The sequence below is a fragment of the Paraburkholderia sp. C35 genome, assembly GCF_003121405.1.
Lineage (GTDB): Bacteria > Pseudomonadota > Gammaproteobacteria > Burkholderiales > Burkholderiaceae > Paraburkholderia.
Genome location: NZ_QBUY01000073.1, coordinates 29,791 through 43,823 on the forward strand (window position 1 = coordinate 29,791; position 14,033 = coordinate 43,823).

Consider the following 14,033-nt stretch of genomic DNA (forward strand, 5'->3'; position numbering starts at 1 on the left):
GCCGCGAGAGTCGCGGCGGGCGCAGGGCAATCTGCAATACGCAAGCAACTCGACACGTGATGAGGAGTCGGCTGTGAATACCGTCACCGCGCAAAGCGCCGCCAGTGCCGCCAGTGGCGCGGCCAGGCCGCGTCAATCGAACCCGTTCGGCAATCTGAGCGCCGTGCGGCGCCTCGTCGCGCCCGCGGTGTCGCGGCCGTTTTCCATCGTCGAGACGATCGTGTTTATCGGCGGGGTGTTCGCGCTGTCGTATGCGCTCGATCACAACGATCCGTTCATGCTGCACGCGGGCTTCCCGTGGCTGTGGTTCGCGCCGCTCGTAGTCGCGCTGCGCTACGGCACGCTGCTCGGCGTGCGCGGCTGCGCGATGCTGATCGGCGCGTATCAGGTGTTCACGCAGATGCTCGGGCATGGCAGCGCGGCTGCATGGCCGACGCTGTATTTCACGGGCGGCGTGCTGCAGACCGTGATTGCAGGTCACTTCGGCGATACGTGGGGCAGCCGCGCGCAACGCGCGAACGCGATCAACGATTATCTGAACGACCGGCTGGTGGCGATCACCAACAGCCACTATCTGATGCGTCTGTCGCACGAACGGCTCGAAAAGGACTTGCTGACCAAGCCGACCACGCTGCGCGATTCGATCACCGAGTTGCGCCGCATTTCGGTTGCGCATGGTCTCGATACGAAGCCGAATCATTCGGACGACATGCCGGGCGCGCGCGAACTGCTGGAGTTCGTCGCGCAGGCCTGCCAGATCGAAGTGGCGGCGTTGTACCCTGTGCGTGACGGCAAGGTGGGGCGCGACGCGCTTGCGCATATCGGCGATACGTTCGATTTCGATCCGCGCGACGAACTCGTGCAGCACGCGCTCGAAACGCGCGCTGTTGCGCATCTGAAGAGCGAAGATCGTCCGGTGACGAATTCGCATCTGCTGGTGTGCGCGCCGCTGATTTCCGCCGACGGCCGCATGCTCGCGATGCTCGTCATCCGCCGCATGCCGTTCCTGTCTCTGAATTTCGACAACCTGCAATTGTTGCTGGTGCTGCTTGGCTACTACGCGGACGGCGTCGAGCACTCGCAGCAGGTGCGCGACATCCTGAACGACGTGCCCGATTGCCCGTATGAATTTGCGCTTGACGTGAGCCGTCTCACGCGCCTCGAACATTCGTCGGGCATTACGTCGTCGCTGGTGGCGCTGGTGTTCCCGCACGACGATGCGGGCGATTCGTTCTTCGAACACGTGATGCGCCGTCGCCGCTCGCTCGATCTGATGTGGCCGGTGAAATCGGCAGGGCAGTCGGTGCTGCTGAACCTGATGCCTGCGACCGACGCGATCGGCGTCGACGGCTATCTGGCGCGGATCGAATCGAGTCTGCGCGCGCAGTTCAATCTCGATCTCGAAGGCGCGCGCATCGGTGTGCATACGCTGCATCTGGGCAGCGACCAGCCGGGCCCGGCGTTGAAGCGCCTTCTCATGCGCAGTGGCATCGATGGATAACCCGACCGCAAAAAGCGCCACGGGCGGCGCGCTCGCGTTGCTGGTGTCCGCGATGGCGGCGCTCGGCATCGTGCTGGTGGCGTGCGCGCAGGGCGCAGGCATCGTCTATTTCGCCAACACCGCGACGGCTTACGATCCGCTGTGGCCGGTGGTGCTGCTCGACGTCGTGTGCGGCGTGCTGCAGGCGCTGCTGTTCCGCCTGCTGCTGCCGTTGCGTTATCGCGAGCCGCGCATGTGGAGCCTGCTGCTGCTCGGCTCCGCGTGCACGTTCGTGCCGCTGTTCGGCGGCCTCGTCGTGCTGGTGAGCTGCATCTGGGCAGCGCTGTATCCCGCGTCGCACGCTGAAGACGAAATGGGCGATGTGCCTGCGCCGGAGTTCGTGACCTATCTGATGTCGCGTGTCTCGCATGGCGGCGGCGCGCGTCTGCAGGCGCGTCTGGTGAACACGAAGGTTGCAGCGGCGGATCGTCTGTCGGCACTCGTCGCCATCCAGAGCATGCCCACGCGCACCACGGGTACGCTGCTGCGCGACCTGCTCGCCGACCCGGTCGAAGACGTGCGGCTGATTGCCTACGGCACGCTGGATCAGGCCGAAAACGACGTGATGCAGCGCATCTTCAACACTGCGAAAACGCTGGAAGACGCGCAGTCGGAAGGCGATCGTCACGCGCTCAACCGGCAACTCGCCGAGCTGTATTTCGAACTGATCTATCAGAACCTCGTGCAGGGCGTGGTCTACAAGCACACGCTCGAACAGGCCGACCGCTACGCACGTGCCGCGCTGGAAATAGACGGCAGCGACGCCGCGCTGTGGATGATCCGCGGCCGCCTCGCGCTGACCAACGGCGCCCCTGATGAAGCCGCGCAATACATGGACCGCGCGCAATCGCTCGGTTTTCCGCGCGAGCGTCTCGTGCCCTGGCTTGCCGAAGTCGAATATCTGCGCGGCGATTACGTGCGCGTATCCGAACTGCTGGCGTCGCTCGGCAATGCCGCGACGCTGCCGATGCTCAAACCTGTTGCGCGTTACTGGTCCACATGAAACCGTCACTGATGCGCCGCGCTGCCGACGCCGATGTCTGCCTGCTGCTCGAAGGCACGTTCCCGTATGTGCGCGGCGGCGTGTCGAGCTGGGTCAACGAAATGCTCCGCTCGTACCCGGAGATCCGCTTTGCGATTGCGTTTATCGGCAGCCGCGAAGAGGACTATAAGGGTGCGGCATATGCGCTGCCCGACAACGTCGTGCACTTCGAAACGCACTATCTGTACGAGACGGGCGCCGTCGACGAAAACGCCGCACGCGAGATTCCCGGCGATGCAGAGGCGTTCGCGCAATCGGCGGCACTGCACGACGCATGGCGCAACAGCGGCACGGTGGATGCCGGCGCGATGATGGCCGACATGGTGAACCTGATCGGCGACAAGGCGCCGCTCAGCGAGGAGCAGTTCCTGTCCAGCCGCGCGGCGTGGGATTTCATCGTCGATCAGTATCACCGCTATTGCACGGACCCGTCATTCACCGATTACTTCTGGACCGTGCGCATCATGCACAAGCCGCTGTGGCAACTCGCGCGCGTGGCCGAACAGTTGCCGCCGGCGAAGGTGTATCACACGGTATCGACGGGTTATGCGGGCTTTCTGGGCGCGTTGCTGCACTATCGGACGGGGCGTCCGCTGCTCGTGTCCGAGCATGGCATCTATACGAAAGAGCGCAAGATCGACCTGCTGCAAAGCCAGTGGATTCGCGACAACCGTGGCGCGTTCGAACGCGACATTTCGAAGATCAGCTATTTCCGCGAGTTGTGGGTGCGCTTCTTCGAAGCGCTCGGCAAGCTCGCCTATGACGCCGCCGACGATATCGTCGCGCTGTACGAAGCGAACCGTCAGCGGCAGATCACCGACGGCGCGCAAGCTGCACGCACGCGCAACATTCCGAACGGTGTCGATGTGGATGGCCTCGCGCCGCTCGTCGAGAAGCGCACTGTGCGCCCGCGCAACGTGGTCGCGCTGATCGGCCGCGTGGTGCCGATCAAGGACATCAAGACTTTTATTCGCGCGCTGTTCATCGCGTCGCGCGCGATGCCGGAAATCGAAGGCTGGATCGTCGGGCCGGAGGAAGAAGACCCGGCGTACGCGCAGGAATGCCGCGCACTCGCCGAAAGCCTCGGCCTCGCGAAGAACGTGAAATTCCTCGGCTTTCAGCGTATCGACGAGATTCTGCCGAAGGTCGATGTGATCGCGCTGACGTCGATCAGCGAGGCCTTGCCGCTGGTCGTGCTCGAAGGTTTCGCAGCCGGCATTCCGTCGATCACGACGGACGTGGGCTCGTGCCGCCAGCTGATCGAAGGCTACGGCGACGAAGACCGCGCACTGGGCGCGGCGGGCAGCGTGGTGCCGATCGCGAACCCGTCGGCGTTCGCCCAGGCCGTGCTCGATCTGCTCGGCGACGAACCGCGCTGGCTGGCGGCACAACAGGCCGGTCTGCAACGAGTGCGCCGTTTCTACACGAAGGCGATGATGATCGACCAGTATCGCGTGCTGTATGAACGCTTGATGGCTGCTCCGTCGCGCGTGAAACCGGCGCAAGGCGGGCAGGGCGGCGGCTGTCCGATGCATGCGGGCAGGGCTGCGGCGGCAGGTGCGGCACAGACGGAAGAGGTGCGCTGATGGCTGGTATTGGTTTCGAGCTTCGCAAGATCCTGAAGAGCCAGACGCTGTTCGGCGTGGCGCGCGCCTACGCTTACGCTGGGCTGATCAGTTCCGGTCCGCTGATCCTGTCGATCTTCGGCATTCTGATCATCGGTGTGATGAGCCTGGCGTTCGTGATACCGAAGTACGCGATCGTGCAGTTCCAGGTGTCGGTGACCTACCTGATTGCGTGCAGTCTGATACTCACGGGGCCATTGCAGCTTTCGTTCACGCGCTTCATTTCCGACCGTCTGTTCGAAAAGCGCGACGATCTCGTGCTGTCGAACTATAACGGTGTCGTGCTGATTTCGACGGTGGCGTCGGGCGTGCTCGGCGTGATTGCCGTGGCGTTCGGGTTCGGCGGCGAGCCGCTCATCTACCGGCTGCTGATGGTGGCCGGCTTCGTCGTGGTCAGCAACATCTGGATTGCGGTGATCTTCCTGTCGAGCGTCAAGCAGTATCGCCAGATCCTGTATGTGTTTGCGCTCGGCTATGGCTGCACGGTCGCGTTCGCATTGATGCTCAACACGCATGGTCTGGCGGGTTTGCTCGGCGGATTCGTGGCGGGGCATATCGTGTTGCTGGCGGGGTTGTCGGGTCTTATCTATCGCAACTATCGCAGTCCGCGTTTCATTTCCTTCGAGGTGATCCAGCGGCGCTTTGCGTACCCGAGTCTCGCGATGGTGGGCTTTCTGTTCAACCTTGGCGTGTGGCTCGACAAGTTCATGTTCTGGTATGCACCGGGCACGGGCGCGAAGGTGATCGGGCCGCTCAATGCATCCGTGATCTACGATATTCCCGTGTTCATTGCGTATGTGTGTGTGATGCCGGGCATGGCGACCTTCCTCGTGCGGATCGAGGCGGACTTCGTCGAGTACTACGACCGCTTCTACGATGCCGTGCGCAGCGGCGCCACGCTGCGCCACATCAACGATATGCGCGACATGATGGTCGGCAGCGTGCGCGCGGGCCTGTATGAGATCGTGAAGATTCAGGCCGTGGTGCTGCTGCTGATTCTCGCGTTCGGCCGTCTCGTGCTCGATGCGCTGGGCATTTCATCGCTGTATATGCCGCTGATGATCGTCGACGTGATCGCGGCGAGCCTGCAGGTGCTGCTGCTCGGCCTGCTGAATGTATTCTTCTATCTGGACGCGCGCCGCACGGTGCTGCGGCTGTGTATTGCGTTCGTGCTGTTGAACGGAATCCTGACTGGCATTACGCTGTACATGCAGCCGGATTTCTACGGCTATGGCTTTGCGTTGACGCTGCTGATTCTCGTGGTCGCTGCCGTCCAGTTGCTCGACCGCAAGTTCAGCAAGCTCGAGTACGAGACGTACATGCTGCGCAACTGATCGGTTTATGACAGCCAGTTCGATCGCCCGTTTCGGTATTTCGTGGATCATCGTTGCCTGTGCGGCGGTGGTGATCCTGTTGCTGTCGGTGGCATGGGTGAGGCCCGCGCTGGCCGCCTGCAAGCGGGCTTCATCGACGGGTATCGGCGCCGTGGCATTCTTCTACGGCGCGAACGTGCAGGCCGAGCGTTTCCAGCAGTTCGACACGGTGGTGATAGAGCCTGACAGCGGCTTCGATCCACGCGCGCACACGGCGCATTGCCCGAACTGGTACGCGTATGTCAGCGTCGGTGAAGTGACGAAAGAGCGCGCGTACTACGCGAAAATGCCGAAGACGTGGCTGGTGGGCAGCAATGCGGCGTGGTCATCGACGGTCGTCGATCAGACTGCCTCGGGATGGCCGGCGTTTTTCGTCGATGAGATCATCAAGCCGCTGTGGGAACGCGGCTATCGCGGCTTCTTTCTCGATACGCTCGATTCGTATCAACTGGTCGCGAAGACGGATGCCGAGCGCGTGCGTCAGGAAGCGGGCATCGCTGCCGTGTTGCGCGAATTGAAAGTGCGCTATCCGCAGGCACGTTTGATTCTGAACCGGGGTTTTGAAATCCTGCCGCAGGTGCACGATCAGGTGGCGGCCGTTGCGTTCGAATCGTTGTTTGGCCGCTGGGATCAGGCGAATCAGCGCTACGACGAAGTGCCTGCCAATGACCGCGAATGGCTGTTAGGTAAAGCGCGCGAGATTCATGAGCGCTACGGCTTGCCCGTCGTGTCGATCGATTACTGCGCGCCTGATGACGATGCGTGTCGTCACGAGATCGTCAACAGGATCAGCAAGCTCGGTATCGTGCCCTACGTGACGGATGGCGGCTTGCAGACGATTGGCCTGAGCCATTCGATTCTCAAGGACGCCGAGCCGCTCACGAAGGTTTCTCTGCGTCGCTGAAGCGGGGCGCCTCCCGCTCCACGCCACTCTCAACGCGATCTAGCGCAACTGCGTGACAGCCAGCAGCAACACCATGCTGCCGATCGCGCCATCCAGCACGCGCCACGCCGTGGCACGCTTGAACAGCGGCGCCAGGGCACGCGCGCCATATCCCAACGCCACGAACCACACCGCGCTGACGGCCATCGCACCGACCGCGAACTCGACACGCGAGCCTTGCGCTTCACGCGCGCCCGCCGTGCCGATCAGCAGGAACGTGTCCAGATAGACGTGTGGATTGAGCCACGTGAACGCGAGCGTCATCAGCACGATGGGCAGCGCGCGTTGCGCGGGCGGCGCGTTGTCGCCTCTTGCATCGGTGTCGAGCGCGGCATGGCCGGGGCGCAGCGCGCGCACCAGCGCGCTAATGCCGAACCACGCGAGATACGCGAGACCCACGTACAGCAGCGCGTGAATGAAGGTCGGGTAGCGCTCGGCGAGCACCGCTGCGCCGCCGACACCCGCGCCGATCAGCAGGAAATCCGACAGCGTGCACAGCAACACGATCTTGCCGATATGCGAGCGCATGATGCCTTGACGGAGCACGAACGCGTTTTGCGCGCCGATAGTGACGATCAGTGAGGCGCACAACGCGGCGCCATGCGAAAAAGCGAGCCAGTTCATGATGGTTTGACGGAAGAGAAGAATCGGATGGCAGGAGTGTGCCGCGCTGGCTAGAATAAGAGAAGCTAATTTCGGTTAAGCCGCTTAAGGAACGCTAATGCTGGACTATGCCTTGCTGGATGCGCTGGCGGCTGTCGTGCGCCACGGTTCGTTCGACCGCGCGGCGGCGGCGCTGAATGTCACGCCTTCGGCGGTGTCGCAACGCGTGAAACTGCTGGAAGAACGGGTCGGCAGCGTGCTCGTCCAACGCGGGCAGCCCTGCACGGCGACGCGCTCGGGCGCGCTGCTGTGCCGCCATACCGAGCGCGTGCAGTTGCTCGAAGCGGAGTTGAACGGCCGCATGCCGGAATTGCCGGGCGCATTGCTGGAGCCGTGGCCCACATTACGCGTCGCAGTCAACGACGACAGCGGCGGCACGTGGTTTATCGATGCCGTTGCCGGTTTTTGCTCGGAGCGCGGCATGCTGCTCGATCTGGTGATCGACGATCAGGATCACACGGCGCAGCGGATCCGCGACGGCAGCGTGCAGGGTGCCGTGACGACGCAGTCCGAGCCGGTGCAGGGCTGCCGTTCGACGCGGCTGGGGCGCATGCGTTATCTCGCCGTGTGCACGCCCGCGTTTTACGAGCGCTATTTCAGCGCAGGCATCAGCCGCGAAACGCTGAGCGGCGCGCCGTGTGTCGATTTCAATCCGAAAGATCAGTTGCAGAAGCGCTTCGTGCAGAAGATCACGCGTGGCGTAGTCGATGCGCCGACGCACTGGATCCCGCATGTGTCCGGTTTCCTGCGCGCGTGCGCGACGGGGCTGGGGTGGGGCATGTGCCCGGAGCGCATGATCGCCGCTCAACTGGAAAGCGGCGAACTGATCGACATGGCGCCGGGCAAGCATCTCGATGTCGATCTGTACTGGCAAAGCTGGCGGCTGTCGATTGGCTGGCTCGACGACTTCGGCGCCGCGTTGCGCAAGCGCTCAGCCGAGCTGCTCGACTGACCGCTTGCCGTTCGATGTTCAATGCAGCCGGATCACGGGATGAGCGCGCCGCCGCAACCAATGGCTCGCCGTATCGAGTGCCATGCGCGCGAAGCCTGTGACCGTCATCACGTGCTTGCGGTAGATCAGCCGGTACACGACCGTGGCGAGCCAGCCGTCGACATACATGGGCCGCTCGCGCAGTCCGCTCAGACTGCCGATCGTGCCGACATCGCCGAAGCCGACCAGCGTGCCGGCATCGCGATACGTGCACTCGGGCAGCGCTTCGCCGCAGCCACGGCACTTCACCGCGCGGGCCAGAAACATCGCCTGTTGATGCGCAACCTGGGCACGCGGCGCGAGAAAGCCATCGGCGTGTGACGGGCAGGCCGCGCAATCGCCGAGCGCGAAGATGTTCGCATCGTTCGGGGTTTGCAGGGTACGTGTGACCAGCACCTGCGCATTGCGATTCGTATCGATGCCATCGAACACGCGCAGCACTGGCGGCCCGGCAATGCCCGCCGTCCAGATCGCGATGTCGCTCGGCAGATGCTGACCGTCATGCGTGAGCACGGCATTGGCGCGCACTTCCGTCACGCGGGTTTGCGTCAGCACATCGACGCCGAGACCGCCGAGTATCCGCTGCGCACGTGCTGAAATACGCTGCGACAGTGCGGGCAACACGCGGTCCGTGCCTTCGACCAGCCGGATCTTGAAGTCGCGCTCCGGATCGAGTGCGAAGAGGCTGTAGCGATGCAGCAAACGGATGCTGTCGCGCAGCGCCGCCGCCAGTTCGACGCCCGTTGCACCCGCACCGATGATGTTGATCGACACAGGCTGCACATGCTGTGCACCGCTCACACGACGAACATGATTGGCACGCGTGCAGGCATCGAGCAGCTTGCGACGGAACGATTCCGCGTGCGTGACGGATTCGAGCGGCAGCGCGTGCTCGGCCGCACCCTTCACGCCGAAATAGTTGGTCACGCTGCCGAGCGCCAGCACGAGCGTATCGAAGGCGATATCACGCGCGGGCAGCACTTCGCGGCCATCGGCGTCGCGCGTCGCGCTGAGCGTGATGCGACGCTGCGCACGATCGAGCGATTGCAGCGAGCCCTGTTCGAACTCGAAGCCGTGACGGCGCGCCTGAATCGCATATTGCAGCTGATGCGTGGCGGGATCGATCTGCCCTGAAGCTGCTTCGTGCAACAGCGGCTTCCAGAAGTGCGTCGGCGAACGGTCGACGAGCACGATATGCGCGTGCCCGCTCTTGCCGAGCGATTCGCCAAGACGTGTCGCGAGTCCCAGTCCTCCCACGCCGCCACCTACGACGACGATACGGTGCGGCGCAGTGCATGGGCTGCTGGCGGTGTGTCGATCGATCGAAGTCATGCTTGCTCTCCTGAACGTTTTCAATGCTGTTTTCAATGCCGCTTTCAATGCGATTGATGCGTGAACGTCATCAGTGAGGTCGAGTATAGAATTGAGGAAAACCGCAGCACAATTTAATGTTTGTACAGAACATATAGGTTTTCACTTATGTTAAAAGCGGCGACATTCCGGCAATTGAAAGCGCTTCATACGGTGGCAAAGCTCGGTAGCGTGTCGGGCGCGGCGGAGGAGTTGCGTCTGACGCAGCCCGCGGTGTCGTTGCAGATTCGCCTGCTCGAAGAGGCGGCTGGCGCGCCGCTTTTGCAGCGCGTGGGGCGTGGCGTGCAACTGACAGCGGCAGGTGAAATCCTCGCGCGCTACGCGCTTGAAATTCTCGACCTGTGGAACGGCGCCGCCGACGATCTCGCCGCCTTGCATGGCGAGCAGGGCGGCACGCTGCGCATCGGCGCGATCACGACGGCCGAGTACCTGATTCCGCCGTTTCTGGTGCGCTTTACCGAGGCGCGTCCGCAGGTGAAGGTGCAATTCAAGGTGGGCAACCGCGCGGACATCATTCGCATGCTCGCCACGCATGAAATCGATCTCGCCGTGATGGGCAGCCCGCCGCGCGAGTTGCGCACGGTCGCCACCGTATTCGCGAAGCATCCGATGGCATTCGTCGCGTCGCCTTCCCATGCGCTGATGAAGAAAAAGCGACTTACGCTCGGCGATCTGGAACCGGCGAACCTGTTCGTACGCGAGCGCGGTTCGGGCACGCGCTCCACGGTCGAAAACCTGTTCAGACAGGCGGGACACAAGATCCACATCGGCTCCGAACTGTCGAGCAACGAGGCGATCAAGCAACTGGTGGAAGCGGGCCTCGGCATCTCGTTCCTGTCGCTGCATGCGTGCACGCTGGAGTTTCAGGCGGGGCTGCTCGCGCTGCTGCCGCTGCCCGACAACCCGATCGAACGCGACTGGTACGTGATGCATGTGTCTGACAAGCGCCTGCCGCAGGTGGCGAGCCTGTTCCGCGATTTCCTGATCGAAGCGGGCACGAAGGGCAGTGTGCCGATTCCGATGCCGTCCGGCGCGGCCGCAAGGAAGCGCCGCCACGCATGAAATCTGCCGATTTTTTTCGACGTTTCAGGCCGCACGCGGCTGATTCCTGACTTTCACGGACGGGGTGCGTTAGCTGAAAACCCTTGCTGGAACGGGATTTCCGGTTACATCGACACTTATCGAAGTAAAGGTTGTGCGGGCGATATTTTTGCCAGAATTGTTTGTCTTTACAGTGGCGTCCAGACATTTGTTAAAAAGCGGACGCCGCCAGCCTGTGGCGAGCCGCGGGATTTCCCTGGCAGTCAGAGGAGTCGGAGACATGAGCAGCCTCACCGAGAGCAACAACAGCAGCCTCACGACCGTCGAAACCTTCGGCTTCGAACGCATTCCTGACGTGTCGCGTTACGCGCGGCCCATCGATCTTTTCCGGCTGCTGTTCGGCGGCTGCAATACGTTTTCCACTTCCGTGCGCGGTAGCTTTCCCGTGCTGCTCGGCCTGTCGTTCTGGGCTGGCGTCGCGTCGATCCTGATCGGCGTGCTGGTGGGATCGTGCATTCTTGCGCCAATGAGCCTGTTCGGCATGCGCAACGGCACGAATGACCCGGTTTCGTCGGGCGGACATTTCGGCATTCACGGCCGGATTGTCGGGTCGTTTCTCGCGCTGCTGACATCCGTTGCATTCTTTTCTCTGGCCGTGTGGAGTTCGGGCGATGCCCTCGTGGGCGGCGCGAACCATCTGCTTGGCTTGCCCGTCAACGGCTTCACGCTGAGCGCGGCGTACGGCGTTTTTGCCGTGCTGGTGCTGACGGTGTGTATCTACGGTTTCCGCTTCATGCTGTGGGTCAACAAGATTGCCGTGTGGACGGCGAGCCTGTTGTTCATCGCGGGCATCTTCGCGTTTGCCGGCCCGTTCGATAGCCACTACGCGGGCAAGTTCGCGATGGGCTCGATCGGTTTCTGGCCGGCGTTCGTGAGCGCGGTGCTCGTGGCGCTGAGCAACCCTGTTTCGTTCGCATCGACGATGGGCGACTGGGCGCGCTATATTCCCGAAAACACGCCGAAGCACCGCACGATGCTCGCGGTGATGATTGCGCAGATCGCGACCTTCGTGCCGTTCTTCTTCGGTCTGGCGACAGCGACGATCATCGCGCAGAAAGCGCCTGATTTCATCGCATCGAATAACTACGTGGGCGGCCTGCTGGCGATCTCGCCGAACTGGTTTTTCCTGCCCGTGTGTCTGATCGCGATCATCGGCGGTATGTCGACGGGTACGACGGCGCTGTACGGCACGGGTCTCGACATGTCGAGCATGTTCCCGAAACTGCTCAACCGTGTGCGTGCGACGTTCCTGATCGGTTGTGCGGCGATTGGCTTCATCTTCCTCGGGCGCTTCGTGTTCAACCTCGTGGAAAGCGTGTCGACCTTCTCGGTGCTGATCAACACGTGCAGCTGCCCGTGGATGGTGATCATGATCATCGGTTACGTGACGCGCCGCGGCTTCTATCTGTCGGACGATCTGCAGGTGTTCAATCGCGGCGGACGCGGCGGCCACTACTGGTTCACGCATGGCTGGAACTGGCGCGCGATGGGCGCGTGGGTGCCGAGCGCGGTGGCGGGTCTGTGCTTCGTCAATCTGCCGGATCAGTTCGTCGGGCCGCTTGGCGACCTGGCGGGCGGCATCGACATCAGCTTGCCCGTGGCACTGACGATGGCTTGCACGCTGTACGTTACGCTGCTGCAGTGCTTCCCCGAGCCGGATGGCGTGTATGGTCCGCAAGGCCGGCGCTGGCTGCGTGGCAGCCACAAGGCGACGCATGCGCACATCAAGGTGGTCGAGCCGCGCACGGCGGAAGGCATGCGCGGCAACTACCGGATGACGGCGCCGCGCGAAGAAGAGTTCGATACGCAGGACGCCGCGTAATCGAAGTGCGAAAGCAGTAGCATCATTATCAAAGACAGTAATTGAGCAGGTGACAAGATGAGCGAGTCGGTGAAACGCGCATTCGAAGGGGTAAAGCTGTTCCCGTTCTGGCTGGACAATCCGGCGGCGCCTGATGTCGAGCGCGAACTGATCGGGCCGACTACGGCCGATCTGGTGATCGTCGGCGGTGGCTTCACGGGTTTGTGGGCCGCGATTCAGGCGAAGGAAAACGATCCGAAGCTGGACGTCGTGCTGATCGAAGCGGGCAAGATTGCGTATGGCGCATCGGGCCGCCCGGGCGGCATTATTTCGACGTCGGTGATGCACGGCTTGCCGAACGCGACGCGCGTGTTCCCGAAAGATCTCGACGTGCTCGAACGTCTTGGCCAGGAGAACCTCGACGGCTTCAAGGAAGCGCTGGTGCGTTATGGCATCGAGGCCGATGTCGAATGGAACGGCGAGATGACGGTGGCTGTCGAGGAATAGCATCTGGGCCATCTGCAGACGGATTTCGAACTGCATGTATCGCATGGTCATGATGTGGTGTTGCTCGATAGCGAGAAGGCGCGTGAGCAACTGGATTCGCCGTTGTTTGCGGGCGCGATGTGGTCGCGGAACCGTAGCGGCACGATTCATCCGGCAAAGCTTGCGTGGGGTTTGAAGGCGGCGGCGTTGAAGCTTGGTGTGCGCCTGCACGAGCATTCGCCGCTGACGCGACTCGAAGAAGCGGGCCGCAAGATGATCGTGCATACGCAGGCGGGGCGCATTGAAACGCCGCGTGTGCTGCTCGGGACGGGGACGGCGAATGTCGGCGTGTCGGACATTAACCGGCGTGTGATGCAGGTGCGCGATCACATCATCGCGACGAGTCCGTTGACCGATGAGCAGATGGCTCGTATTGGCTGGAAGAACCGTCAGGGCGTGTATGACACGCGGACGCAGCTCAATTACTTCCGTCTGACCAAGGATAACCGGATCATCTTTGGCGGACGTGTCAGCTATCACTTTGGCGGGAATAACAATCCTGCTCAGGATCGTGATGAGAGCACGTATTACAAGCTTGCTGAGGCGTTTTATCGGACGTTCCCGCAGCTGGATGATGTGAAGTTCACGCATGCGTGGGGTGGTCCTATCGACTATTGCTCGCGTGGGGCTGTGTTTGCGCGCAAGTATCACGGTGGGAAGACTGTGTTTGTCGCTGGGTATACGGGGTTTGGCGTGGCCGGGAGTCGGTTCGGCGCGCGCATGGGGCTCGAAATGCTCTGGAATCGCGATACCTTGATTACTTCGCTCGATATCTCGCGGAAAGGGCCTTCTTATATTCCGCCTGAGCCAGTCCGATGGATCGCTGCCAAGATTACGTTTAATGCGTTTGATGGCGCTGATGATCGCGGTGGGTGGAGGCGCTGGTGGATTAATTCGATTAAGGCGCTTGGGTTTCCGATGTAGTGGTTTGGTTTTTGGTTTTGGTTTTTGGGGTTTGTTTTTGGGTGGCATCCGCTTTTTGTTAGTTGTCTGCTAGTGTTGCCCCTGTGCTGGGCGGCACTTACTTTCTTGTGTGT

At 62.2% G+C, this 14,033-nt stretch carries 10 protein-coding genes and 1 pseudogene; 9 read left to right on the forward strand and 2 right to left on the reverse strand.

From position 1 onward, the window contains the following. Positions 1–73 precede the first annotated feature (73 nt). The 5 genes from DK391_RS30855 to DK391_RS30875 are packed head-to-tail and all read left to right on the forward strand — an operon-like array spanning position 74 to position 6,484. Positions 74–1,501 carry a PelD GGDEF domain-containing protein gene (locus tag DK391_RS30855; RefSeq protein ID WP_109481790.1) on the forward strand — a complete coding sequence of 476 codons (1,428 nt, stop codon included), beginning with the start codon at positions 74–76 and terminating at the stop codon, positions 1,499–1,501. Then, complete coding sequence (locus DK391_RS30860; protein ID WP_109481791.1) at positions 1,494–2,543, forward strand: hypothetical protein; 1,050 nt, start codon at positions 1,494–1,496, stop codon at positions 2,541–2,543. Before DK391_RS30855 ends, DK391_RS30860 begins: the two co-directional genes overlap by 8 nt. After that, positions 2,540–4,168, forward strand: a complete 1,629-nt coding sequence (gene pelF / locus DK391_RS30865; RefSeq protein WP_109481792.1) for a GT4 family glycosyltransferase PelF — start codon at positions 2,540–2,542, stop codon at positions 4,166–4,168. Before DK391_RS30860 ends, pelF begins: the two co-directional genes overlap by 4 nt. Next, positions 4,168–5,541, forward strand: a complete 1,374-nt coding sequence (pelG, locus tag DK391_RS30870) for an exopolysaccharide Pel transporter PelG (protein WP_109481793.1) — start codon at positions 4,168–4,170, stop codon at positions 5,539–5,541. The genes pelF and pelG overlap by 1 nt, the downstream gene beginning before the upstream one ends. A gap of 7 nt (positions 5,542–5,548) precedes the next feature. After that, positions 5,549–6,484, forward strand: coding sequence for an endo alpha-1,4 polygalactosaminidase (locus DK391_RS30875; protein ID WP_109481794.1), 936 nt, complete (start codon positions 5,549–5,551; stop codon positions 6,482–6,484). 39 nt (positions 6,485–6,523) lie between these two features. Here DK391_RS30875 and DK391_RS30880 read toward each other — a convergent pair whose 3' ends face one another. Then, positions 6,524–7,147, reverse strand: a complete 624-nt coding sequence (locus tag DK391_RS30880; RefSeq protein WP_109481795.1) for a LysE/ArgO family amino acid transporter — start codon at positions 7,145–7,147, stop codon at positions 6,524–6,526. Positions 7,148–7,244: 97 nt separating this feature from the next. Here DK391_RS30880 and DK391_RS30885 point away from each other — a divergent pair, with 97 nt between their 5' ends. Further along, complete coding sequence (locus tag DK391_RS30885; RefSeq protein ID WP_109481796.1) at positions 7,245–8,138, forward strand: LysR family transcriptional regulator ArgP; 894 nt, start codon at positions 7,245–7,247, stop codon at positions 8,136–8,138. 18 nt (positions 8,139–8,156) lie between these two features. Here DK391_RS30885 and DK391_RS30890 read toward each other — a convergent pair whose 3' ends face one another. Next, positions 8,157–9,509 carry an NAD(P)/FAD-dependent oxidoreductase gene (locus tag DK391_RS30890; RefSeq protein ID WP_109481797.1) on the reverse strand — a complete coding sequence of 451 codons (1,353 nt, stop codon included), beginning with the start codon at positions 9,507–9,509 and terminating at the stop codon, positions 8,157–8,159. Between the two features lie 147 nt (positions 9,510–9,656). On the opposite strand from DK391_RS30890, the gene DK391_RS30895 reads away from it, so the two are divergent. The 3 genes and pseudogenes from DK391_RS30895 (at position 9,657) to DK391_RS30905 (ending at position 13,920) form a co-directional block, all read left to right on the forward strand. Continuing rightward, a complete protein-coding gene (locus DK391_RS30895; protein WP_109481798.1) occupies positions 9,657–10,610 on the forward strand; it encodes a LysR family transcriptional regulator in 954 nt (317 codons plus the stop codon). Positions 10,611–10,869: 259 nt separating this feature from the next. Then, on the forward strand, positions 10,870–12,471 hold the full coding sequence (locus DK391_RS30900; protein WP_109481799.1) for a cytosine permease: 1,602 nt from the start codon (positions 10,870–10,872) through the stop codon (positions 12,469–12,471). Between the two features lie 57 nt (positions 12,472–12,528). After that, positions 12,529–13,920, forward strand: a pseudogene (locus DK391_RS30905) (FAD-dependent oxidoreductase). Positions 13,921–14,033 lie beyond the last annotated feature (113 nt).